We start from the raw sequence: 21,536 nt of genomic DNA on the forward strand, positions 1-21,536 counted from the left end.
TCTCCCCATTGCGCCAGTGTTCACTGGCGAGGTTCCGGTTCCGGGTGAAGCATGGAGGCACAGGCATGGCCGAACGCGAACATGTGCGGGTCGCGGTGGTCGGGTCCGGGTTCGGCGGGCTGGGGGCCGCCGTACGGCTGCGACGCGAGGGCGTCACCGACTTCGTCGTCCTGGAGCGGGCCGACAGCGTCGGCGGCACCTGGCGGGACAACAGCTATCCGGGATGCGCCTGCGATGTGCCCTCCCATCTGTACTCCTTCTCCTTCGCGCCCCATCCCGACTGGCCGCGCACCTTCTCCGGGCAGGAGCACATCCGCGCCTACCTGGAGCACGTCACGGACGTCTTCCGGCTGCGCCCCCACATCCGCTTCGACTCGGAGGTGAAGCGGATGACCTGGAACGGCGAGCGGCTGTGCTGGGACATCGAGACCAGCAGCGGGAACCTGTCGGCCGACTTCGTCGTCTCGGCCACCGGACCGCTGTCCGACCCCAAGATCCCCGAGATCCCGGGGCTGGAGACCTTCCCCGGCAAGGTCTTCCACTCCGCCCGCTGGGACCACGACTACGACCTGCGCGGCAAGCGCGTCGCCATGGTCGGCACCGGCGCCTCTGCCATCCAGATCGTGCCGGCCGTCCAGCCCGAGGTCGAGCGGCTCACGCTCTTCCAGCGCACCCCGCCCTGGATCATGCCCCGCATGGACCGTGCCATCAGCGGCGTCGAGCGCTCCGTGCACCGGGCCCTGCCCTTCACCGCGCAGCTGCGGCGCGGACTGCTGTGGGGGATCCGGGAGCTGCAGGTGCAGGCGTTCACCAAGCACCCGAACGAGCTGGGCCTCGTCGAGCGGTTGGCCAAGCGGAACATGGGCCGGTCCATCAAGGACCCCGCCCTGCGGGCCAAGCTGACCCCCGACTACCGCATCGGCTGCAAGCGGATCCTGCTGAGCAGCGAGTACTACCCGGCGCTCGCCCGGCCCAACGTGGACGTCGTCGCCAGTGGGCTGAGCGAGGTCCGCGGCTCGACCGTGGTGGCCGCCGACGGCAGCGAGGCCGAGGTCGACGCGATCATCTTCGGCACCGGTTTCCATGTCACCGACATGCCGATCGCCGACCGGGTGGTGGGCGCGGACGGCAAGACCCTCGCCGAGGCGTGGAAGGGCGGGATGGAGGCGCTGCGCGGCGCGTCCGCCGCCGGGTTCCCGAACTGGATGACCATCATCGGGCCCAACACCGGCCTCGGGAACTCGTCCATGATCCTGATGATCGAGTCCCAGCTGAACTACATGGCCGACTTCGTGCGGCAACTCGGCGTCCTCGGCGGCCGGGTCGCCCTCGACGCCCGCCCCGGCGCCGTGGACGCGTGGAACCGGCGGGTGCAGGAGCGGATGAAGCGCACGGTGTGGAACACCGGCGGGTGCACGAGCTGGTATCTCGACGCGAGCGGTCGTAACACCACCATCTGGCCCGGTACGACAGCGGAGTTCCGGCGGGCCACCCGTCGGGTGGACCTCGCGGAGTACGCCGTCGTCCGACCCTCCGTGACAGAGCGCGAGGAGACCGGCGAGAGCGCGGAGGTGACCGCGTGAGCCGGCTGATGAACGTCGTCTCCGGGCCCTACGCCCCGCCCGCCGCCGCCCGTGAGCTGACCGCCATATCCGCCGACGGCGCCCGGCTGCACGTCGAGATACACGGCCCCGTGGACCGTGTGGACGACACTGCCGCGCCCGCCGTCGTCCTCGCGCACGGCTGGACCTGCTCGACCGCCTTCTGGGCGGCGCAGATCCGGGAGCTGGCCGCCGACCACCGGGTCATCGCCTACGACCAGCGCGGCCACGGACGCAGCCCGGCGAGCCCGGCCTGCAGCACCGACGCCCTCGCCGACGACCTCGAAGCCGTACTGAAGGCGACGCTCGCACCCGATGAGAAGGCGGTGATCGTCGGGCACTCCATGGGCGGCATGACGGTGATGGCCGCTGCCGCGCGCCCGGAGTTCCGGGAGCATGCCGCTGCCGTCCTGCTGTGCAGCACCGGCTCCTCGCGGCTGGTCGCCGAGTCCACGGTCGTACCCCTGCGTCCTGGGCGGCTGCGGACCTGGCTGACCAAGCACATACTCGGCTCGCGGGCGCCGCTCGGGCCGGTCACGCCGATCGCCAGGGCGATCCTCAAGTACGGGACGATGGGCCCCGGTTCGGCCCCGCACATGGTCGAGGCGTGCGCGCGGATCGTCCACGCGTGCCCGCGCAAGGTGCGCCACGCCTGGTCGAACGTGCTCGATCTGCTCGATCTCGACCACGGCGTACGGGAGTTGGCGGTGCCGACCGCGGTGGTCGTCGGTACGGCCGACCGCCTGACCCCGCCGGTGCACGCGCGCTCGCTGGCCGCCGCGCTGCCGCACTGCCTCGGCGTCACCGAACTGCCCGGCCTCGGGCACATGACGCCCATCGAGGCGCCCGAGCTGGTGACCGGGAAGATACGGGAACTCGTCACGACGTACACGCACCCGCAGTCCAAGACGTACACCCAGGTGAAGGAGGGCGCATGAGCAGGGTGAGCCTCGAAGGCCAGGTCGCCGTCGTCACCGGGGCGGCGCGGGGCGTCGGTGAGCTGCTCGCCCGCAAGCTCTCCGCGCGCGGTGCGAAGGTGGCACTCGTCGGGCTGGAGCCGGACGCCCTCAAGCAGGTCTCCGAACGGCTGCACAGCGACAGCGACCACTGGTACGCCGACGTCACGGATCACGAGGCGATGGCCCGGGTGGCGCGGGAGGTCAAGGAGCGGTTCGGGAAGGTCGACATCGTCGTCGCCAATGCCGGTGTCGCGACCGGCGGGCCGTTCGCCGACTCCGATCCGGAGGCGTGGCGGCGGGTCATCGAGGTCAATCTGATCGGGTCGGCGGTGACGGCGCGGGCGTTTTTGCCGGTGCTGATGGAGAGCCGGGGGTATCTGCTCCAGATCGCCTCGCTCGCGGCGATCACTCCGGCGCCGATGATGACCGCGTACTGTGCGTCCAAGTCCGGTGTGGAGGCGTACGCGCACAGTCTGCGGGCCGAAGTCGGCTACCAGGGCGTCCGGGTGGGGGTCGGGTATCTGTCCTGGACCGACACCGATATGGTGCGCGGGGCCGATCAGGACGACGTCATGCGGGAGTTGCGGAAACGGCTGCCCTGGCCGTCCAACAAGACCTATCCGCTGGGGCCGGCGGTCGACCGGATCGTGGCCGGCATCGAGCGGCGGTCGAGCCATGTGTACGGGCAGTGGTGGCTGCGCGGGATGCAGGGCGTGCGCGGGTATCTGCCGGGGATCATCGGGACCGTGGGGCAACGGGAGATGCAGCGGTTCGCCGGGCGGCTGGCGGGGATGCGGACGGGGCTGGTCGGGGCGGGGGGCGCCGCCGATGAGCAGGAGAGGACTACACGGCGTAACTGATCGACATGCGGGGGGTTATCGCCCGTGTGAATCTGGTCGAGGCCCCACCGAGGGGCCAATCCCCCCACTCACTACGGGAGTGAACCCACATGGGCATGAAGGACCAGTTCCAGGACAAGTCGGAACAGATGAAGCAGAAGGCCCAGCAGGCCAAGGAGCAGGCGCAGCAGCGTGGGCGCCAGCGGCCGCAGCGGGACGAGGAGAGCGAGCGGTCGCTTCGTGAGGAGCGGGAGCGGCTTGACCAGGACTACGACGCGTAGCCGCTGCGCTTGGCTTTAGCCGTTGACGCGGGGTGCCCCCTTCCTCTTGGTGGGTGCCCCGCGTTTGCGTTGCCGTTGGGGGGTTTGTTGTCGGGTGCGGGTCGGTGGGGGCTTGTCGCGCAGTTCCCCGCGCCCCTTGGGGCGTTGTCGTCGCGCCCGCGCGGCGGAGCCGCAAATTGATGCAGCCCCGCGCCCCTGGGTGGGCTGTCCTGCCGCGTCTCAAGAGCCAAGAGCAACTGCCTTGCCTTAAGAGCGTGGAGGGAGGTTTGGTCTTGAGCGGTTTGGGACGTGGGCGTAGTCGGGGGGTGTTGCCGGGGGGTTTGTCTCCAGTAGTTTCAGGGCTAGTTCCACTGCGTCGGTCAGTTGGGCGTGGCGGCCCTCGGCCCAGTCCAGGGGGGTGCGGAGGACCTCGACGTCTGGGGTTACGCCCTTGTTTTCGATGGACCAGCCGTAGGCGTCGAACCAGGCCGCGTTCATCGGGACCGTGATCACCGTGCCGTCGCCGAGGCGGTGGCGGCCGGTCATGCCGACGACTCCGCCCCAGGTGCGTTGGCCGACGACCGGGCCCAGCTTGAGGAGCTTGAAGGCGGCCGTGATCATGTCGCCGTCCGAGGAGGTGGCCTCGTCCGCGAGGGCGACGACCGGGCCGCGCGGGGCGTTGGACGCGTACGACACGGGCTGGGCGTTGCGGGTGAGGTCCCAGCCGAGGATCGTGCGGGTCAGCTTCTCCACGACCAGTTCGCTGATGTGGCCGCCCGCGTTGCCGCGTACGTCGACGATCAGTGCGGGGCGTGACATCTCCATCCGCAGGTCCCGGTTGAACTGGGCCCAGCCCGAGCCGCCCATGTCCGGGATGTGCAGGTAGCCGCAGCGGCCGCCGCTCAACTCCCGTACGACGTCGCGGCGTTTGGCGACCCAGTCCTGGTAGCGGAGCGGGCGCTCGTCGATCAGGGGGACCACTGCCACCCGCCGTGCCCGGCCTGCCTCGCCCTCGGCCGGGGTGAACGTCAGCTCCACCGTCGTGCCGCCGGAGCCGGCCAGGAGGGGGTACGGGCCTGCGGTCGGGTCCACGGGCCTGCCGTCGACGTGGGTGAGCACCGCGCCTTCCCGGATGCCGGTGCCCGCCAGCGGGGAGCGGGCCTTGGAGTCGGACGATTCGCCGGGAAGGATGCGCTTGACCATCCAGCCCTCGTCCCTGCGGACGAAGTTGGCGCCCAGCAGGCCCTGCCAGCGCTGGTAGTGCGCCGGGCCCTCGTTGCGGCGGGCGGCGGCGACGTACGCGTGTGAGGTGCCCAGTTCGCCCAGTACCTCGCGGAGCAGGTCCGCGAACTCGTCGGGGGAGGCGACGCGTTCGACCAGGGGGCGGTACTGGTCGAGGACCGCGTCCCAGTCGATGCCGCACATCTGCGGCTCCCAGAAGTACGCCCTGATCAGCCGGCCCGCCTCCGCGTACGACTGCCTCCACTCCGCCGTCGGGTCCACCTCGTGCAGGATGCGGCGCAGATCGATCCACACCGTCGTGTCGCTGTCGCCGGACTCGGAGGCCGGGACCGCCCGCAACTCGCCCTCGTCGACCAGGACCAGGCGGGACCCGTCGCCGCTCACCGCGAACCAGTCCAGGTGGTCGACGAGTTCGGACTTCTTCGCCTTGCTGATGTTGAAGTGTTCGAGGGTCGGCCGCCCCGTCATGTCGTCCGGGTTGGCGAAGGTCTCGCCCAGCGCGCCCGAGATCGGCCAGCGCAGCCAGACCAGTCCACCGCCCGCGACCGGGTGCAGCGCGGAGTACTTGGAGGCGGTGACCGGGAAGGGGGTGACCCTGCTCTCCAGGCCCTCCACCTCGACGGTCGTCGTACCGGCGTCCCCGCCCTCCTCTTCCTCCACCGGGTCCAGCCCGCCGGCGGCCGGCCGGCCCTCGGGGTTCAGGGCGAAGGGCGAGGGGGTCGCGGAGGACAGGGGGACCAGGTAGGGGCGGCAGCCGAGTGGGAAGGAGAGGTCGCCGGTGTGGACGTCGTAGACCGGGTCGAAGCCTCGCCAGGAGAGGAAGGCCAAGTAGCGGCCGTCCCGGGTGAACACCGGGTTCTCGTCCTCGAAGCGGCCGTTGGTGACGTCGACGATCAGGCTGTCCTTGATGCGGGCCAGCTTGATCTGGCGAAGGGAGCGGCCGATCCCCGGATGCGACCACGTCAGCCACGTCCCGTCCGGGGAGAAGGCCAGGTCCCTTACCGGGCCGTTGATCGACCGGATCAGCTCCGTGACCTCGCCGCCCGAGTCCTCGGTTGCGTCGATGAGCAGGAGCCGGCCGTCGTGCGAGGCGATCGCGAGCCGCTCGCCCTTCGGGTCGGCGACCATCTCCAGGACCCGGCCCAGCTCGCCCGAGGCCAGTCGGCGCGGCTCGCGGTCGCCCGTCGCCCGCGGCAGATAGGCGATCTCGATGGCGTCCTCGCCCTCCGCGTCCGTCACATACGCGACCTGGCCGACCGAGCCGAGCATCTCGGGCAGCCGGACCCGTACGCCGGGCGTGTCGGTCATCGTGCGGGCCGGGCCGTCCCGGTGGGTCGCCCAGTAAAGGCTGCCCCGTACGACGACGGCGCTCGCGCGACCCGTCTCGTCGACGGAGATGCCGTCGATGTGCTGGGCGGCGGGCACCTGGTACGTACGGCGTCCCGCGCGCGGCCCGCTCAGCCGTACGTCGAGCCGGCGGGGCTCGGAGTGGGCGGCGAGGTCGTCCACGATCCACAGGTCGCCCGCGCACTGGTACACCACCCGGGTGCCGTCACTGGAGGCGTGCCGGGCGTAGAAGGCGTCGTGGTCGGTGTGGCGGCGCAGGTCGGAGCCGTCGTGGGCGCAGGAGTAGAGGTTGCCGACGCCCTCGTGGTCGGAGAGGAAGGCGATACGGCCGCCGACGAACATGGGGGAGTGGAGGTGGCCGCCGATGTCCGGGAGCAGGCGTTCGCCGTGCAGCCAGAGGCGGCCCATCGCCCCGCCCCGGTAGCGCTTCCAGGCGGCCGGTTCGTGGGGTGGGGTGCCGGTCAGGAGCAGGGTTTTTCGCTCGCCGTCGAGGTCGGCGACCTGGATGTCGGAGCACGGGCCCCAGGGGAGCTTGCGGCCGGGGTCGCCGCCGAGGCTGACCTTGTAGGCCCAGGTGAAGTGGGAGAAGGGCTCGCCGTGGGAGGCGACGGCGAGGATGATGCCGTCGGGTGTCCAGCCGCACACCTGGGTGTCCGCCGACCCCCAGTGGGTGAGCTGGCTGCCGGGTCCGCCGTCCACCGGGACCAGGTGGATCTCGGGGACCAGACTGCGCCAGCTCGTGTACGCGATGTGCCGGCCGTCGGGGGAGAAGCGGGGGTGGCCGGTCTTGGTGCGGTCCACGGTGAGGCGCCAGGCGCGGCCCGGACCGTCGAGGGGGGCCAGCCACAGGTCGTCCTCGGCCACGAAGCACAGCAGATCGCCGCTCAGATGCGGTAGGCGCAGGTAGCTCACCTCCCCATGCTTTTCCTGTGGACGAACCGGGGCAACTCGTGGCACAAGGTCTGGCGTGACCCAGAACACGAACGAAACCGTTTCGTTTCGCTGAGGAATGGGGTACCTTTCTTGGTGTACGAAACCGTATCGTTCGGAGTGGGAAGGTGAGTACGGTGACCGAGGCCGCAACCGCGCGTCGCAGCCGCATCAGCCCCGAGCGTGAGGCCGAGTTGTACGAGGCCGTGCTCGACCTGCTCCGGGAGGTCGGCTACGACGCCCTCACCATGGACGCCGTGGCGGCCCGCACCCGGTCCAGCAAGGCGACGCTCTACCGCCAGTGGGGCGGCAAGGCCGAGCTGGTGGTGAAGGCCATCCGGCACAACAAGCCCGGCAAGGACATCGGCGAGGTCGACACCGGGTCGCTCCGCGGCGACTTCCACGCGCTCATGGCGCATGTGGACGACGCCGAGATGGAGCAGAACAGCGCGCTGATGCGCGGGCTGGCCATGGCGATGCACGCGAACCCGGACCTGCACCGGGAGTTCCGGAGCCAGATCGTCGAACCGGAGATCGTGCAATTCCGCCGTGTGCTGGAGCGCGCCGTCGACCGGGGTGAGGTCCGTGCGGACTGCCCGGCGCTGGACTTCGTGGTGCACATGATGTTCGGCGCGTTCGTGACCTGCACGATCCTCGACGAGAGGCCGCCGACGCGGGCCTTCCTCACCTCGTACATCGACGCCGTGGTCCTCCCCGCCCTCGGCGTGCCCGTCAACTGACAAGTCCTCTCACCGACAAGTCCCCTCAGCTGGCGAGTCCCCTCGGCTGACGGGTTCCCCGAGCAAGCCCTCCACCTGACGTAACCGCTCACGTCGTCGGGCTGATCACCCCTGCCCAAGTACCGACCCCACGACCTGACCGGGAGACGCCTCCGTGGCCACGTTCCTGTACAAACTCGGCCGACTCGCCTTCAGGCGACGGCACTTCGTCGTCCTCATATGGGTCGCGCTGCTCACCCTCGCGGGCGTCGGCGCGGCCAGCGCACCCAGCGCCGGATCCAGCTCCTTCTCCATCCCCGGCACCGAGGCGCAGAAGGCCTTCGACCTGCTGGAACAGCGCTTCCCGGGCAGCAGCGCGGACGGAGCGACCGCCCGTGTCGTCTTCAAGGCGCCGAGCGGCGAGAAGATGACCGATGCCGACAACAAGGCGACCGTCGAGGAGACCGTCAGGGAGCTGTCCAACGGCTCCGAGGTCGTCTCCGTCGCCGACCCGTACACGGCGAACGCCGTCAGCCGGGACGGCACGGTCGCGTACGCCTCGGTGTCCTACAAGGTCGCCGGCCCGGAGCTTCAGGACAGCACCCGGGACGCCCTGGACGAGGCCGCGCAGGACGCGCGGGACGCGGGGCTGACCGTCGAAGTCGGCGGTGACGCGCTCCAGACGGTCGCGGAGGCCGGGGCCGGCGAGATCGTCGGCATCGCCATCGCCGCGATCGTCCTCGTCATCACCCTGGGCTCGCTGGTCGCGGCCGGGCTGCCGCTGCTGACGGCGATGATCGGCGTGGGTATCGGCGTCTCCGTCATCACCGCCCTCGCCAGCACTCTGGAGCTGGGCTCGACCACGTCCACCCTGGCGGTGATGATCGGCCTCGCGGTCGGCATCGACTACGCCCTGTTCATCGTCTCCCGCTACCGGGGTGAGTTGGCCGAGGGCCGTGATCGCGAGGAGGCGGTCGGACGGGCCACCGGCACGGCGGGCTCCGCGGTGGTCTTCGCCGGCCTGACGGTCGTGATCGCCCTGGCCGGCCTCTCGGTCGTCAACGTCCCGATGCTGACCAAGATGGGCCTCGCGGCGGCGGGCACGGTCGTCATCGCCGTCCTGATCGCCCTGACCATGATCCCGGCGCTGCTCGGCTACGCGGGCCGGAAGGTCCAGCCGACGGGTGAGAAGAGCAAGCTGTTCGGCCGCCGGAAGGCATCGAAGAGCCCGGAGGCAGCGGCCAAGCCCAACATGGGCACCCGCTGGGCGAGTTTCGTCGTCCGCCGTCCCGTCGCCGTCCTGCTCCTCGGCGTGGTCGGCCTGGGCGCCCTCGCGGCCCCGGTCACCTCGATGGAACTGGGTCTGCCCGACGACGGCACACAGCCGACGTCCACCACGCAGCGCCGCGCCTACGACATCCTCTCGGAGGGCTTCGGCCCCGGTTTCAACGGCCCGTTGATGATCGTGGGCGACGCCAGGGCGAGCGACGACCCGCAGGCTGCCGCCACGACGGTGGCCGACAAGATCAAGGGCCTGGACGACGTCGCGGCGGTGACCCCGGCGCAACTCAACAAGGCCGGGGACACCTTCATCATCACCGTCATCCCGGACTCCAAGCCCGCCTCGACACAGACCGAGGACCTGGTCCACGTCATCCGTGACACCGGTGCCGACATCAAGGCCGACACGGACGCGGAGGTGCTCGTCACCGGCCAGACGGCCATGAACATCGACTTCTCGCAGCGGATGAACGACGCGCTGATCCCCTACCTGGGTCTCGTCGTCGGCCTCGCCTTCCTCCTGCTGATCCTGGTCTTCCGCTCGATCCTGGTCCCCCTCAAGGCGGCCCTCGGCTTCCTGCTGAGCGTGCTCGCCGCGCTGGGCGCCGTCGTCGCGGTCTTCCAGTGGGGCTGGCTGTCCGGCCTGCTGGGCGTCGAGGAGACCGGCCCGATCATGTCGATGATGCCGATCTTCATGATCGGCGTGGTCTTCGGCCTGGCCATGGACTACGAGGTGTTCCTCGTGACGCGGATGCGCGAGGCGTACGTCCACGGCGAGAAGCCCAGTCAGGCCGTGGTGACCGGCTTCAGGCACGGCGCCCGGGTGGTCACGGCCGCGGCGATCATCATGATGGCGGTCTTCGCGGGCTTCATCACCTCCAGCGAGTCCATGGTCAAGATGATCGGCTTCGGCCTGGCGATCGCGGTCTTCTTCGACGCCTTCGTCGTGCGGATGGCCATCGTCCCGGCGGTCCTGGCCCTGCTCGGCAAGAAGGCCTGGTGGCTCCCGAAGTGGCTGGACCGCGCCCTGCCGAACGTGGACGTGGAGGGCGAGGGGCTGCGCACGGAGACCGAATCCGAGAAGGATGGGGATCCGGACGGGGACCGCGCCCTGGTGCGCGTCTGACCGGCCACCGCTGAAGGACGACCATCGAAGCAGACCGGCCGGTGAGGGCTCCGTGGGGACGGGGCGCCCTCACCGGCTTCTTCATACGGGCGGGGCGAAGACACTTCGCTCGGTGACGTCCGTGAGGACGCGAGCGGCGGCACGGAAGTCGTTGTCGTCGTGCAGTACGACCAGGCCGTGATGGGCAGCGGTGGCACAGACCAGCCAGTCCACGGCGGAGAGGCTCTGGTGCTGCCCGCGCTGGGCGAGCCTGTGCTGCCCGGCCTCGATCCAGCGCCACGCGCCCTTGGGGACGGAGGCATCGGGATACAGCTCGGCGAACATCTCGGCCATGTCGTCGTACTCGTCGAGGTTGCGGGCCGACTGAAGGAATTCGGTGCGCTGGGCCGCACATGACCCGATAGCCCCGTCGTCCAGCTCGTGCGACCAGAGGTCGTTGAGCTTTCGGTCGCGTTGAAGCCGCCACACGGCGGTCGAGTCGGCGAGATAGCGGATCACGGTCAGGCGATGTCCTTCTGCGTGTGCCCTGGGTCGACGGACCCCTTCTCCGCCGCGTGGCGCCGCCAGAAGGCGTCCTCATCCCACTGCTGGGCTCGCTCCAGGTGACGCAATCGGGCCTCGGTGCGTCGCCGACGCTCGGCGTACTCCCGCAGCGCCAGGTTGACCATTTCCTTCTTGGTCTTGGCGCCGGACAGCCTCATCGCCTCGGTGAGGGCTTCGTCGTCGATGTCGATCTGAGTTGCGGACATGGCACCTCCGTGAGATGTGCTTCATACAAAGGTAGCCCATGACTCATACATCGAGCTCAGCCCAGACCGTCTTGCGCGGGTACGGCCCCGGCGCCGCGTCCCACCGGTCGGCGAGCGCGTCCACGAGCAGCAGACCCCGGCCGGACGGAACGAGGCAGGGCAGACGGTCGGCACGGGTGTCCGTGACCTCGATGCGGAGGGTGTCGGCGACGACGTAGAGGGTCAGGCGGAAGTCGCGTCCCGCTACGCGGCCGTGGGTGGCGGCGTTGTTGGCCAGTTCGGCGACGATGTGCTCCGCCGGGTCCAACGCGGTCCCCCAGCTGCGGAGTTGCTCCCTGGCGAGGAGCCGGGCGAGGCGGGCGCCGCGGGGCGTGGGGGACAGCAGGACGCTGAAGTTGCGGATGGGGTGGGTGAGTTCGTTTTCAGGGGCAGACATCTCGCGGTTCATGTCACTCAGGGTGGCGTGATCGGTTTCCCTGGGTGAGTGATCGCAGCCGTGCGTAGCGGGACTGTCCCAGCTTTGTCTCGTGCTGTCTCGGCTGTCTCAGGGGTTGTACGGGTACGAGTGCGCGTCGGAGGTGGGTGACTGTGAACGACCAGGTGGACGAGGCCGGTTGGGGTGTCGAGCCGGGGGACGAGATCGAGCCGGTGGTGCAGGCGGTGGGGCACCTGCTCAAGGTCTGCCGGGAGGCTGCGGGGATGCGGGCGGCCGAGTTCGGTGAGGTCATGGGCTACGGCGAGGACATGATCCGCAAGATGGAGCGGGGGCAGCGGATTCCCCGTCCGGAGTTCCTGGACAGGGCCGACGATGTCCTGAGGGCACAGGGGCATCTCAAGGCGTTCAAGCGGGAGATGGAGCAGGCTCGGTATCCGAAGAAGGTACGGAGGCTGAAGGAGATGGAGGAGCGAGCGGTCGAGCTGCTGCTCTACAGCAACCACAACATCCACGGCTTGTTGCAGACGCCGGAGTACGCCCAGGCGCTGTTCGAGATGATGCAACCGCCGTACTCGCAGGACGAAGTGGAGCGGGGGCTTGCCGGGCGCATGGCACGCAAGTCGATCTTCAACCGAGAGTCCGCCCCGACGCTCAGTTTTGTCCAGGAACAGGTGACGCTCGAACGCCCTCTCGGTGGGAAAATGGTGCTGCGCCGACAACTCGAACACCTGCTGTAGGTCTCACAGTTGCGGAACGTCACGCTTCAGGTCATGCCGACTGACCGGGAGGAAAACGCCGGAGAGCAGGGTCGGATCCAGTTGCTGAAGTTCGCCGACGTCACGGCGATCGGACGTTCCGATGGCGCGTTCAACGGGCGCCCGGTATCGAACCCCAGGGAACTTCGGATCCTTGAGCTGCGCTATGGCATGATCCGGGCGCAGGCTCTCACGCCGAGGGAGTCGCAGGCCTTCATCGAGCAAGTGCTGGGGAGACTATGAGCACCTCTGAACTCCACTGGTTCAAGAGCAGCTACAGCGACAGCAGCGACATCAACGACTGCGTCGAGGTCGCCACCACCCCCGCCACCATCCACATCCGCGACTCCAAGACCCCCGAGGCCCCCCACCTCACCGTCGCCCCGGGCACCTGGAATTCATTCGTGGGGCACGTATCCGCCAGCTAGCCTGCGGAGCATGAACCGTTTCGACGAGGCCCTTCGCGAACTCGGCCTGACCGACCTCCACTCCCGGATCCGCCGCTTCCCGGACGCGACCCGTACCGCCGCCGAGGCCGCCGCAGCCATCGGGTGTGAGCTCAGTCAGATCTGCAAGTCGCTGATCTTCGCCGCCGACGGGGTGCCGGTGCTGGTCCTGATGGACGGGGCCTCGCGGGTCGACGTGGAGCTCGTCCGGAAGGAACTCGGCGCCGAGAAGGTCACGCGGGCCAAGGCCGACGTCGTACGGGAGACCACCGGCTACGCCATCGGGGGCGTACCGCCCTTCGGGCACCGTACGAAGACGCGGGTGCTCGCCGACCGTTCGCTGCTCGACCACGACGTCGTGTGGGCCGCCGCCGGGAACCCGCACGCGGTCTTCCCCATGGCACCCAAGGACCTCATCGCCCACGCCGGCGCCACCCTGGTGGACGTGCGCGAGCAGACGCAGACGCAGACTTCGTGACCCCGCTGGTCACCGCCGCCGTCCTGCTGGCGGCCGTCACGCACGCCGGCTGGAACGCCATCGCCCACCGGATCACCGACAAGCTGGCCGGGTTCACGCTCATCAATGGCGGCGGGGTGCTGATCGGGCTGGCGCTCATGCCCTTCGGCAAGTTCCCGGCGGCGGGGGCCTGGCCGTATCTTTTCGCCTCCGCCCTCGTCCACATCGTCTACTTCGCGCTGCTCATGAAGTCCTTCCGGCTCGGCGACTTCGGGCAGGCCTACCCCATCGCACGCGGCACCGCGCCGCTCGTCGTCGCCGTACTAGCCGCCCTCGTCGCGCACGAGGTGCCGGACGGGTGGGCGGCCGCCGGGATCGCCTGTTCCTGCGCGGGACTCGCCGGCGTCGCCCTGTGGGGGCTGCGCGGGCGCCGGCCCGACTGGGCGGCGATCGGGGCGGCGTTGGCGACCGGGCTGAGCATCGCGGCGTACACCGTCCTCGACGGGCTCGGCGTACGGGCCTCCGGCTCGTCCATCGGCTATATCGCCTGGCTGATGGCGGTCGAGGGCCTCGCCATCCCGGCGTACGCCGTCTGGCGCCGGCGCGGGGAGACGGTCGCCGTGCTGCGGCCGTTCGCGGGGCTGGGGCTGCTGGGCGCCGCGCTGTCCGTCGCAGCGTACGCGCTGGTCCTGTGGGCGCAGACGAAGGCGGAGCTGGCGCCGATCGCGGCCCTGCGGGAGTCCTCGATCATCGTGGGGGCGGCCATCGGGGCCGTGTTCTTCAAGGAGCGGTTCGGGGCCGCTCGGATCGCGGGGGCCGCGTTGCTGGTGGTGGGCATCGGGATGATGCTGCACGCGAGTTAGCCGCCGGGCGGTTCTCGGACCAGGACAGGCGGTCAGCCGTTCGCTGACCGCCTGTGACCCTGTTACGGCAGAAGGGCTCGCCTAGAAGGCGCTGTTGCTGCAGCCCATCTTCGAGCCGAGGCTGGTGGCCTGGCTGCCCTCGTTGCCCTCGCCGTTGAGCGCGCCGCCCAGCGCGCCGTTGAGCACCCCGACCACACCGAGGATGTCGATGTTCAGGTCGTGGGACTTGCACGAGGTGCTCTGCTGGATTTTGAAGTCGTTGCCGCCGCGGCCCCGGCCGTCGGCGTGGGCGGTACCGGTGGCCAGGACGCCGACGCTGCTGAGAGCGGCGACCAGGACGGCGGCCTTGCGAAGCTTGTGCATGTCATCTCCGGTGGAGTGAGGTGGATGCGCTACGTGAGGATTGACTCCCTGTCAAAAGGAGCTACTCCTTACGATTAAGGGAGATTAAGTAAGAAAGGCCCCAAATCATCCCCTGGCACGCCGAGTTTCGCGATCTTGCACTAGAAGTGCTGTGCGCTAGGTGAGTGACGGCTTGCCCACCCGGAACGCGAACTGGCCGCAGTACGTCAGCTTGCGCAGGTTCACCAGGGCCGTCCTGCGGTGGCCGTTCTCCGCCGCCCACCGGTCGATCTCGGTGTTGAGCGGGGACTGTTCGTCCCAGTAACGGCTGTACTCCGGCGGCCGGCCGAGGTAGCTGCGCATGATCAGCGCCACTCCGTCGAGCGAGGGCCGGATCTCCTCCAGCGCCAGCCCCGCCTCCTCGACCAGGACCCGGAAGCCGTACGGCGTGTAGTTCCACAGGCTGAAGGAGTGGTACGGCTCGAATTGGGATGTTGATCCGATGAAATGCCCACCCGGCTCCAGCACTCGGGCGATCTCCGCCAGCAGTTCGCGCGGGCGGGCGACGTGTTCGAAGACCTGGTGGGAGTAGATCAGCGGCAGCGAATGCGAGCCGAGGGGGAGGTGGACGCCGTCGTAGTGCACCACCGGGTCACCGCCGGGGGTGCGCTGGCCGGCCTCCGGTGAGTCCCGGATGTCGACCCCGACCCACCGCACCTGCGGGGCGTGCTTACGGAAGAGCGCGGCCGACGTGCCGCGGCCGCACCCCAGATCGACGACCAGGCCGGGTGCGCCGGGTGCGCCCATCACCTCGTCGACGTAGTAGCGCGAGGTGACCTGACGGGCGTGGTCGTCGGGGATGCAGTCCCGCATGAGGTCCCAGAGGGTCGCCATGCTTCGATGCTACGGACACTCGCTGTTACGTGCGATTCACGCCCCGTGAAGCCGTGACTCCCGACAGATCGTGCGAGGTCACGCTGTTGCGGTCGGTGACCGAGCGGCCGAGGGCGTGGTGCGGCCACAGCCCCGCGGCGACTCGTCGGCTGCGCTCGCTCCACTGCCGGGCCGCCGGGTCGCCGGCCTTGTAGTGGTTGAGGGCGTAGCCGCCGGAGTGGATGCGCAGCAGGGTGAAACCGCCGGGGTACTCCTTGGCGGCGGCGACCTCCTGCTGGGTGACGTGCGGGGCCCGCGTCAGCACGGTGCGCTTGTTGCGGTGCGTGTGGCCCGCGTGGTGCAGGAAGACGCCGGGCGCGGACGCGTAGGCGTCGAGGATGCTGCGGGCCTGGCGGCGGTCCAGGCATTGGCCGCGGGTCACCGGGAAGACGGAGTCCCGCACGGTCAGCGGATGGTGCCCGAACACCAGCGTCGGCTGGTCCGGCGCATCCCTCAACCGCGCCCGGAACCATGCCAGTTGATCGGGCCCGAGCCCGCCCGCGTCGGCGCCGTTGCCGGTCTTGACGTAGGTGTCGAGGCCGATGATGCGCAGCCCGCCGAGATCACGGGCGAAGTAGCCGGGCCCGTCGCCGCCCGGGAAGGAGTTGTGGAAGGCGTCGTCCCCTGCGCCGTCGTTCCGGAAGCGGTCGTGGTTGCCGCGTACGACGAAGTAGTCCCGCCCGTGCGTGCCGAAGCCGTCCAGGATCCGCCGGGCCTCACGGAGGTCGTGAGCGGCTCCGCCGGCCGAGATGTCGCCCCCGGCCAGCAGCAGGTCCGCCCCGCGCCGCCGCGCCTCCTCGACCAGGGCGCGGCTCATGATCTCCGGATACGGCGCCCGCCCCGGCTGCTGGACCACCCCGCGCAGCAGGGGCAGGCCGCCGACCAGGCCCGCGGTGGTCTCGCCGAGGTGCAGGTCGTTGCAGAGCGCGACCGACAGCAGGAGCCGGCCGGGCGGGGGCTGCGGGGTGGTGAAGGAGTACGGCCCGCCACCCGGACCGAACCCGAACGTCGACGTGCCCACCGCGTTGCCGCGCACCAGGTGCAGCGGGGTGGGTGTGGCGGCCACGCCCCGTGAGCGGGCCTGGTAGTAGTACGTCTGCCCCGGCTCCAGGTCCGTGAGTTCGACCTGGTGATGGGCGGTCGGCCGGCCCTCGGACGAGGTGCGGTTGAGCCGGGAGGGGTGGGTGCCGTAGACGACCTCGCCCTCGGTGATCGCGGGGAGGGGGTGGCCCAGGCCGTCGTCGGTGCCGGGGATGCCGGTGTACCAGGTGATGACGGCGGTGTCCTCGGTGAGGGTGACCAGTTCCAGATTGACGGCCGTCAGGTCATCGGGGTGGTGGGAGCGCGCCCGCTGCATGGCGGCCGAGGCCGTGCGCAGCAGGGCAGGGGCGAGGCGCGCGCCGGAGCGCAGCACCTCGCAGGGGCCGGGGAAGGCCGACAGTGCTGCGAGAGCGGGGAGGTGGGCGGAGAAGCAGCAGCGCATGTCCTCGATGTGGCCCGGAGCGGTTAACGGGGGAGGTGGCGTTGGCGGCTGGGCCAGGTCCGGCGCGCGACATCTCCGTGGAACGGGACATCTCCATGGAAGCAGGGCGGAGCCGGTCACCGAAGGGAGTGTGCCGAGTCTCACTGATCCCGAGCGATCCCGAGTGATCCCGAGTTGCCGTCTTTGCTCCCGCACTACGATCGGGCGTGCGAGAACTTCACCGAGGGGGCGGGGCGTGACTGCGCTGAGTGAGGGGTCGGACGCGGGAGTCGGCGACAGGGCGCCGCTGGACGCGGACCGGATCAAGCATCTGGAGTTCATCCAGGCGACGATCACGCGCTTGGGCACCAACTCGTTTCTCGTCAAGGGCTGGGCGCTGACCCTGGCCGCGGGCCTGCTGGCTCTCCGCCAGCCGCCTCAGCTGGCAGCTCGCGGCCGTCGGCGTGGTGCCGCTGCTCTGCTTCTGGTACCTGGACTGCTTCTTCCTGCGCCAGGAGAGGGCCTTTCGACGGCTGTACGACGCGGCGCGGGTCCCCGACAGCACGGTCGAGGTGCTGTCCATGAACGTGGCGCCGTATCTGGCGCGGATGCCCTGGCCGGAGGTCTGGCTCACGCCGACGTCACTGCTGTTCTACTCGCCGTTGCTGTTGGCCGACCTTGCGCTGGTCGTCATCGCCCTGTGAGCTCAGCGCGCCGGACCGGCGAGCGCCGCGGTGAGGCGGGCGCCGAGGGCGTCCGTTGCCGCGTCGTCCTCGTCCCGGAAACCCTCGCCCTTCGGCGGCCAGATGGGCCCCATCGCATCGCCCGGCCGGCGCGGCACGAGGTGCACATGGGTGTGGAAGACGGACTGCGTGGCCACCGCGCCCGCGGAGTTGATGATGTTCATGCCGTCGGGTCCGAGGACCGCACGCAGCGCGCGTCCCACCACCATCACGGTGTGGAACAGCCGTTGGGCATCCGCCTCGTCCATCGCCCACAGGTCCGCCGAATGAGCCCTGGGCACGACCAGCGTGTGCCCGCGCGTCGCGGGCGCCAGCGGGAAGAAGGCGAGGGTGTGCGCGTCCTCGTACACCACCCGCGCCCTGCCGGTGCCGGCGACGATCTCGCAGAAGGCGCAAGCCTGTTCACGGGCGTCCATGGATCTTCCCTGTCGCTCTAGGGTGTGCGGCGTGGGCGGCATCTTCATCAACTACCGCAGAGGCGATCACGAAGACGCCGTGCGGGAACTGTACGACCGGCTCGAACAGCACTTCGGCGAGGACCAGGTCTTCCGCGACGTCGCATCCATCGTGCCGGGGCAGCGGTACCCGGACACGCTGCGGGAGCGGGTCGCGGACTGCGAGGTGCTGCTCGTGGTCGTGCACCGGGGCTGGCTCGGGGCGCGGGGGCCGTCCGGCGGCATGCGGCTGGACGACGAGGGGGACTGGGTCCGCCGGGAGATCGACCAGGCACTGCACACCGGCAAGACCGTCATCCCGCTGCTGCTGGACGGCGCCGCCCCGCCGAGACCTGACCAACTGCCGCTGCCCATCCGCGAACTGGCCCACCGCAACGCCCAGTCCCTGCGCGCGGCCCGCTTCGAGGACGACCTCGCGGAACTGATCGCCGTACTGGAGACCGACGTCTCCCGGACCTGGCGGCCCGTCCCGCCGCCCCCGCCGGGGTACCGGCCGGGATGGTGGCTCGGCGTTCTCACCGCGCTGCTGGCCGGCGCGGCGCTGCTCGGGGTCCCCGCGCTGCCGAGGGACGACGACTGGGCGCGCGGGGAGGGCCTTCCGTGGACCCTGTACGCCACCCTGGGAGGCTGCCTGCTGCTGTGCGCGCCGCTCGTCGCGGTCGCCGTCGGCCGCTTCCTGCTCCGCCGCCCCATCGACAGCTGGGAACGCGACCTGCACACCGTCAAGCACCGGACGTACGTCCGCCAGACCTGGCCGATGGGCGCGGGGCTCGTGCTCCTCGGGCTGTTCCCGGCGCTCCAGACGTGGGGCGACAAGGGCAAGTGGGGGTCCCTGGTCCTGCTGCTGGTCATGGGCCTCGCCGTCGCACACACGGCCGCCACCCACATCCGCCTCACGCGGCGCGACGCGGACCTGTGGGCCCGCTGGCCGCAGGGCCTGCCGGACCGGGTGACCCGGCCCGTGCTGCGCCGGGCGCTCGCGCGGCTGGAGCTCCGACTGGCCGAGTCGCGGCCGCCGCTCTCCCGCGAGCAGCGGGAGAAGGCCGACTGGGAGCTGAAGGACATGCGCCGGGCGCTCGGGCGGCTGGCGGACGAAGCGCGGCGCTCCAGGGTGCGGTGGCTGTGCCAGGACCACCCCTGGATCCTCGGCGGCTACTGCGTGGGGCTGGCCCTGGTCACGGCCCTGGCCGTCGCGTCCGGGCTTGCCTTCGACGCGGCGGGGGAGGGCAGGCCGCGTGTCTACGTCACGCTGGCCGTCGTGGTCCTGGTCGGCGCGGCTCTGGCCCTGTCCACCATGGAACTCGCGCTGCGCCACCAGCGCCGGCTGCGCACCGACCTGGTGACCGAGGCCGCCGAGCGGATCGCCCTGCTCGCCGACCGGGTGGCCGCCCTCAGCGCTCCCGCCCGCACGAGACGCCCCGCCCCGGCGCCACGGCCCGAAGAGTTCGCCGAGCCCGACTAGGCGCCGAGCCCGACTGGGCGCCGAGCCCGACTAGTCGGCGAGCCCTTCCGAGGCGCACCCTGGAAGCAGCACTTCCGGAGGTGATCGTCATGATGCACACCGCAGTGGGATGGCATGTCGAGCTGGAGTTCCAGGAGGACGAGACGCACACCAGGGCGGTCGCGCTGGTGCGACTCCCCGACGGCACCGAGGTACGAGCCCACGGGCACGCCTCACGGCACCACACGGACGCGAATCAGCCACGCGTCGGTGAGGAGATCGCCGGCGCTCGCGCGCTGAACGAGCTCGCGATGCAGATGCTCACCAAGGCGCACGGGGAGATAGACCAGGCATCAGGGCGCACATCGCACCCGATCCACGTCTGAACCGAACCCCGCGCGAGGGCCCCGAACGCTACGCGAGCGCCGCCCGCACCGCCCGTATCAACCCCTGCGCCCTCGGATCCGCCGTCACCGTCTTGCGGAAGCCGTTCGTCACATAGCCGAACGCGATCCCCGCCTCCGGGTCGGCGAAGCCGAGGGCGCCGCCGCGGCCGGGGTGGCCGAAGGAACCCGGTCCCAGCAAGGGGGACGCGGTGCCGTGCAGCATGTAGCCGAGGCCGAAGCGGGTGCCCACGACCAGCACGCGGTCCGGGCCCGCCGACTCCTCCGTGCGGGCCAGCTCCACCGTCGCCGGGTCGAAGAGCCGTACCCCGTCGACCTCGCCGATCAGCGTGGCGTAGAAGCGGGCCAGACCGTCGGCCGTCGCGATGCCGTTCGTCGCGGGCAGGGCGGCGGCGCGGTAGGCGGGGTCGTTCTGGTCGGGGAAGGGCGTGATCGCGGCGAACGCCCGGCGGGTGAGGGAGTTCGGGTCGTCGTAGGCCTCGGTGACCGAGCGCTTGGGGCGCGCCTTGAGTCCGCCGACCGGCTCGGGGCCCTCGACCCGACCGGTACGGCCCACCCGGCCCGCCTCCGACTCCGGCAGCCCCAGCCAGAGGTCCAGGCCCAGCGGACCGGCGACCTCCGCCGCGAGCCACTCGCCGGCCCGCCGCCCCGCCGCCCGCCGCACCAACTCGTCCAGCAGCCAGCCGTACGTCAGCGCGTGATAGCCGTGGTCGGTGCCCGGCTCCCACGCGGGCGCCTGCGCGGCCACCGCCTCGGGGCCGCGATGCGGGTCCAGCGCGTCCTCGGGCGTCAGCGGGCGGTCGAGGACCGGGAGCCCGGCGCGATGGTTCAGCACATGCCGCACCAGCAGCCGTTCCTTGCCGTGTGCCTTGAACTCCGGCCAGTACTCGCCCACCGGCGCGTCCAGGTCCAGCTCCCCGCGCTGGTGCAGGAGGAGAAGGATGGCGGCGGCGACACCCTTGGTCGCCGAGCGCACCACCTGCGCGGTGCCGTGCTGCCACGCTTCCGTACCGTCGACGTCCTTCGTGCCGGCCCACAGGTCGACGACCTTGCGCCCGTCCCGGTACACGGCGACGGCCGCGCCCCGCTCCCCGAGCGTGCCGAAGTTCCGTACGAACGCCTCCCTGACCGGCTCGAAGCCCTCGGCCACTGTGCCGTTCACGTCCACGCCCGTCTCCTCGTCCTGCCTGTGTGGGTGCCCTTCTACCCAAGCAGGATGGTGACGTCGATGTTCCCCCGGGTCGCGTTGGAGTACGGGCAGACCTCGTGCGCCGCGTCCACCAGCTTGGCCGCGATGCCCGCGTCCAGCACCGGCAGCGAGACGCTGAGGGCGACCGCGAGGCCGTAGCCGCGGTGCCTGTTGGGGCCGATGCCGACCTTGGCGGCGACGGTGGATCCGGTGAGGTCGTAGCCCTCGCGGTTGCCGACCAGGATCAGGGCGTTGTGGAAGCAGGAGCTGTACCCGGCGGCGAACAGCTGCTCGGGGTTGGTGCCGTTGCCGTCGCCGCCCAACTCCGGGGGCATCGCGACCCGGAGGTCGATCTCGCCGTCCTGGCTGGTGACATAGCCGTCCCGGCCGCCGTGCGCGGTGGCCTCGGCGACGTACATGATCTTCGTCGGACGGGTGTCGACAGCGGTGCCCTCGGCGGTCATGAATGGCCCTCCCCCATCAAAAGCGCGCACAAGTACATCGTGCACAAGGTACTTGCCGGTAGAGGGCCTGCTGTTACCAGGGGGTAGTAACCG

General features: G+C 70.5%; 22 protein-coding genes and 1 pseudogene. 13 read left to right on the forward strand and 10 right to left on the reverse strand.

Going from position 1 to position 21,536, the window contains the following annotated elements:
* Window positions 1-65 precede the first annotated feature (65 nt).
* From ADL12_RS22820 to ADL12_RS55040, 4 genes are all read left to right on the forward strand, one after another.
* On the forward strand, window positions 66-1,583 hold the full coding sequence (locus ADL12_RS22820) for a flavin-containing monooxygenase (RefSeq protein ID WP_062704578.1): 1,518 nt from the start codon (window positions 66-68) through the stop codon (window positions 1,581-1,583).
* Window positions 1,580-2,539 carry an alpha/beta fold hydrolase gene (locus ADL12_RS22825; RefSeq protein ID WP_062704580.1) on the forward strand — a complete coding sequence of 320 codons (960 nt, stop codon included), beginning with the start codon at window positions 1,580-1,582 and terminating at the stop codon, window positions 2,537-2,539. The genes ADL12_RS22820 and ADL12_RS22825 overlap by 4 nt, the downstream gene beginning before the upstream one ends.
* Window positions 2,536-3,420 carry an SDR family oxidoreductase gene (locus ADL12_RS22830; RefSeq protein ID WP_062704582.1) on the forward strand — a complete coding sequence of 295 codons (885 nt, stop codon included), beginning with the start codon at window positions 2,536-2,538 and terminating at the stop codon, window positions 3,418-3,420. Before ADL12_RS22825 ends, ADL12_RS22830 begins: the two co-directional genes overlap by 4 nt.
* A gap of 89 nt (window positions 3,421-3,509) precedes the next feature.
* Window positions 3,510-3,680, forward strand: coding sequence for a hypothetical protein (locus ADL12_RS55040; RefSeq protein WP_167364425.1), 171 nt, complete (start codon window positions 3,510-3,512; stop codon window positions 3,678-3,680).
* 246 nt (window positions 3,681-3,926) lie between these two features.
* Here ADL12_RS55040 and ADL12_RS22835 read toward each other — a convergent pair whose 3' ends face one another.
* Complete coding sequence (locus tag ADL12_RS22835; protein WP_062704584.1) at window positions 3,927-7,160, reverse strand: S41 family peptidase; 3,234 nt, start codon at window positions 7,158-7,160, stop codon at window positions 3,927-3,929.
* A 155-nt stretch (window positions 7,161-7,315) separates the two neighbouring features.
* On the opposite strand from ADL12_RS22835, the gene ADL12_RS22840 reads away from it, so the two are divergent.
* Both ADL12_RS22840 and ADL12_RS22845 read left to right on the forward strand, forming a co-directional pair.
* Entirely contained in the window at window positions 7,316-7,918 is a 603-nt protein-coding gene (locus ADL12_RS22840; RefSeq protein WP_062704586.1) for a TetR/AcrR family transcriptional regulator, read from the forward strand.
* 154 nt (window positions 7,919-8,072) lie between these two features.
* Entirely contained in the window at window positions 8,073-10,304 is a 2,232-nt protein-coding gene (locus tag ADL12_RS22845) for an MMPL family transporter (protein ID WP_062704588.1), read from the forward strand.
* 81 nt (window positions 10,305-10,385) lie between these two features.
* Here the strand turns inward: ADL12_RS22845 and ADL12_RS22850 are convergent, their stop codons facing one another.
* Genes ADL12_RS22850 through ADL12_RS22860 form a run of 3 tightly spaced genes read right to left on the reverse strand, consistent with a single transcriptional unit; the run spans window position 10,386 to window position 11,489 of the window.
* Complete coding sequence (locus ADL12_RS22850) at window positions 10,386-10,802, reverse strand: PIN domain-containing protein (protein ID WP_062704590.1); 417 nt, start codon at window positions 10,800-10,802, stop codon at window positions 10,386-10,388.
* A gap of 2 nt (window positions 10,803-10,804) precedes the next feature.
* Window positions 10,805-11,053 carry a type II toxin-antitoxin system VapB family antitoxin gene (locus tag ADL12_RS22855; RefSeq protein WP_062704592.1) on the reverse strand — a complete coding sequence of 83 codons (249 nt, stop codon included), beginning with the start codon at window positions 11,051-11,053 and terminating at the stop codon, window positions 10,805-10,807.
* Between the two features lie 43 nt (window positions 11,054-11,096).
* The gene (locus ADL12_RS22860; protein WP_425265137.1) at window positions 11,097-11,489 is read right to left on the reverse strand and encodes an ATP-binding protein; all 393 of its coding nucleotides are present in this window, start codon (window positions 11,487-11,489) and stop codon (window positions 11,097-11,099) included.
* Between the two features lie 152 nt (window positions 11,490-11,641).
* On the opposite strand from ADL12_RS22860, the pseudogene ADL12_RS22865 reads away from it, so the two are divergent.
* From ADL12_RS22865 to ADL12_RS22880, 4 genes and pseudogenes are all read left to right on the forward strand, one after another.
* Window positions 11,642-12,487, forward strand: a pseudogene (locus tag ADL12_RS22865) (helix-turn-helix domain-containing protein).
* Complete coding sequence (locus ADL12_RS22870) at window positions 12,484-12,672, forward strand: DUF397 domain-containing protein (RefSeq protein ID WP_062704596.1); 189 nt, start codon at window positions 12,484-12,486, stop codon at window positions 12,670-12,672. Before ADL12_RS22865 ends, ADL12_RS22870 begins: the two are co-directional and overlap by 4 nt.
* 10 nt (window positions 12,673-12,682) lie before the next feature.
* Window positions 12,683-13,168, forward strand: a complete 486-nt coding sequence (locus ADL12_RS22875) for a YbaK/EbsC family protein (protein WP_062704598.1) — start codon at window positions 12,683-12,685, stop codon at window positions 13,166-13,168.
* Window positions 13,165-14,010 (forward strand): EamA family transporter, encoded by an 846-nt coding sequence (locus ADL12_RS22880; RefSeq protein WP_062704600.1) that lies wholly within the window; start codon window positions 13,165-13,167, stop codon window positions 14,008-14,010. Before ADL12_RS22875 ends, ADL12_RS22880 begins: the two co-directional genes overlap by 4 nt.
* Before the next feature lie 81 nt (window positions 14,011-14,091).
* On the opposite strand, the gene ADL12_RS22885 is transcribed toward ADL12_RS22880, so the two are convergent.
* From ADL12_RS22885 to ADL12_RS22895, 3 genes are all read right to left on the reverse strand, one after another.
* Window positions 14,092-14,373 (reverse strand): hypothetical protein, encoded by a 282-nt coding sequence (locus ADL12_RS22885; RefSeq protein ID WP_062704602.1) that lies wholly within the window; start codon window positions 14,371-14,373, stop codon window positions 14,092-14,094.
* Window positions 14,374-14,529: 156 nt separating this feature from the next.
* On the reverse strand, window positions 14,530-15,246 hold the full coding sequence (locus ADL12_RS22890) for a class I SAM-dependent methyltransferase (RefSeq protein ID WP_062704604.1): 717 nt from the start codon (window positions 15,244-15,246) through the stop codon (window positions 14,530-14,532).
* Window positions 15,247-15,271: 25 nt separating this feature from the next.
* Window positions 15,272-16,768 (reverse strand): purple acid phosphatase family protein, encoded by a 1,497-nt coding sequence (locus ADL12_RS22895; RefSeq protein WP_062704606.1) that lies wholly within the window; start codon window positions 16,766-16,768, stop codon window positions 15,272-15,274.
* Between the two features lie 446 nt (window positions 16,769-17,214).
* Here ADL12_RS22895 and ADL12_RS56660 point away from each other — a divergent pair, with 446 nt between their 5' ends.
* Window positions 17,215-17,451 (forward strand): hypothetical protein, encoded by a 237-nt coding sequence (locus tag ADL12_RS56660; RefSeq protein WP_244188014.1) that lies wholly within the window; start codon window positions 17,215-17,217, stop codon window positions 17,449-17,451.
* 2 nt (window positions 17,452-17,453) lie between these two features.
* Here ADL12_RS56660 and ADL12_RS22905 read toward each other — a convergent pair whose 3' ends face one another.
* Window positions 17,454-17,906, reverse strand: coding sequence for an HIT family protein (locus tag ADL12_RS22905; protein ID WP_079052215.1), 453 nt, complete (start codon window positions 17,904-17,906; stop codon window positions 17,454-17,456).
* 31 nt (window positions 17,907-17,937) lie between these two features.
* On the opposite strand from ADL12_RS22905, the gene ADL12_RS22910 reads away from it, so the two are divergent.
* Complete coding sequence (locus ADL12_RS22910) at window positions 17,938-19,407, forward strand: toll/interleukin-1 receptor domain-containing protein (protein WP_062704608.1); 1,470 nt, start codon at window positions 17,938-17,940, stop codon at window positions 19,405-19,407.
* Between the two features lie 89 nt (window positions 19,408-19,496).
* Window positions 19,497-19,772 (forward strand): DUF1876 domain-containing protein, encoded by a 276-nt coding sequence (locus ADL12_RS22915; protein WP_062704658.1) that lies wholly within the window; start codon window positions 19,497-19,499, stop codon window positions 19,770-19,772.
* 28 nt (window positions 19,773-19,800) lie between these two features.
* On the opposite strand, the gene ADL12_RS22920 is transcribed toward ADL12_RS22915, so the two are convergent.
* Entirely contained in the window at window positions 19,801-20,958 is a 1,158-nt protein-coding gene (locus tag ADL12_RS22920; RefSeq protein ID WP_062704610.1) for a serine hydrolase domain-containing protein, read from the reverse strand.
* A gap of 35 nt (window positions 20,959-20,993) precedes the next feature.
* The gene (locus ADL12_RS22925; protein WP_062704613.1) at window positions 20,994-21,443 is read right to left on the reverse strand and encodes an organic hydroperoxide resistance protein; all 450 of its coding nucleotides are present in this window, start codon (window positions 21,441-21,443) and stop codon (window positions 20,994-20,996) included.
* Window positions 21,444-21,536 lie beyond the last annotated feature (93 nt).

Origin of the sequence: Streptomyces regalis, assembly GCF_001509475.1 — a bacterium.
GTDB lineage: Bacteria > Actinomycetota > Actinomycetes > Streptomycetales > Streptomycetaceae > Streptomyces > Streptomyces regalis.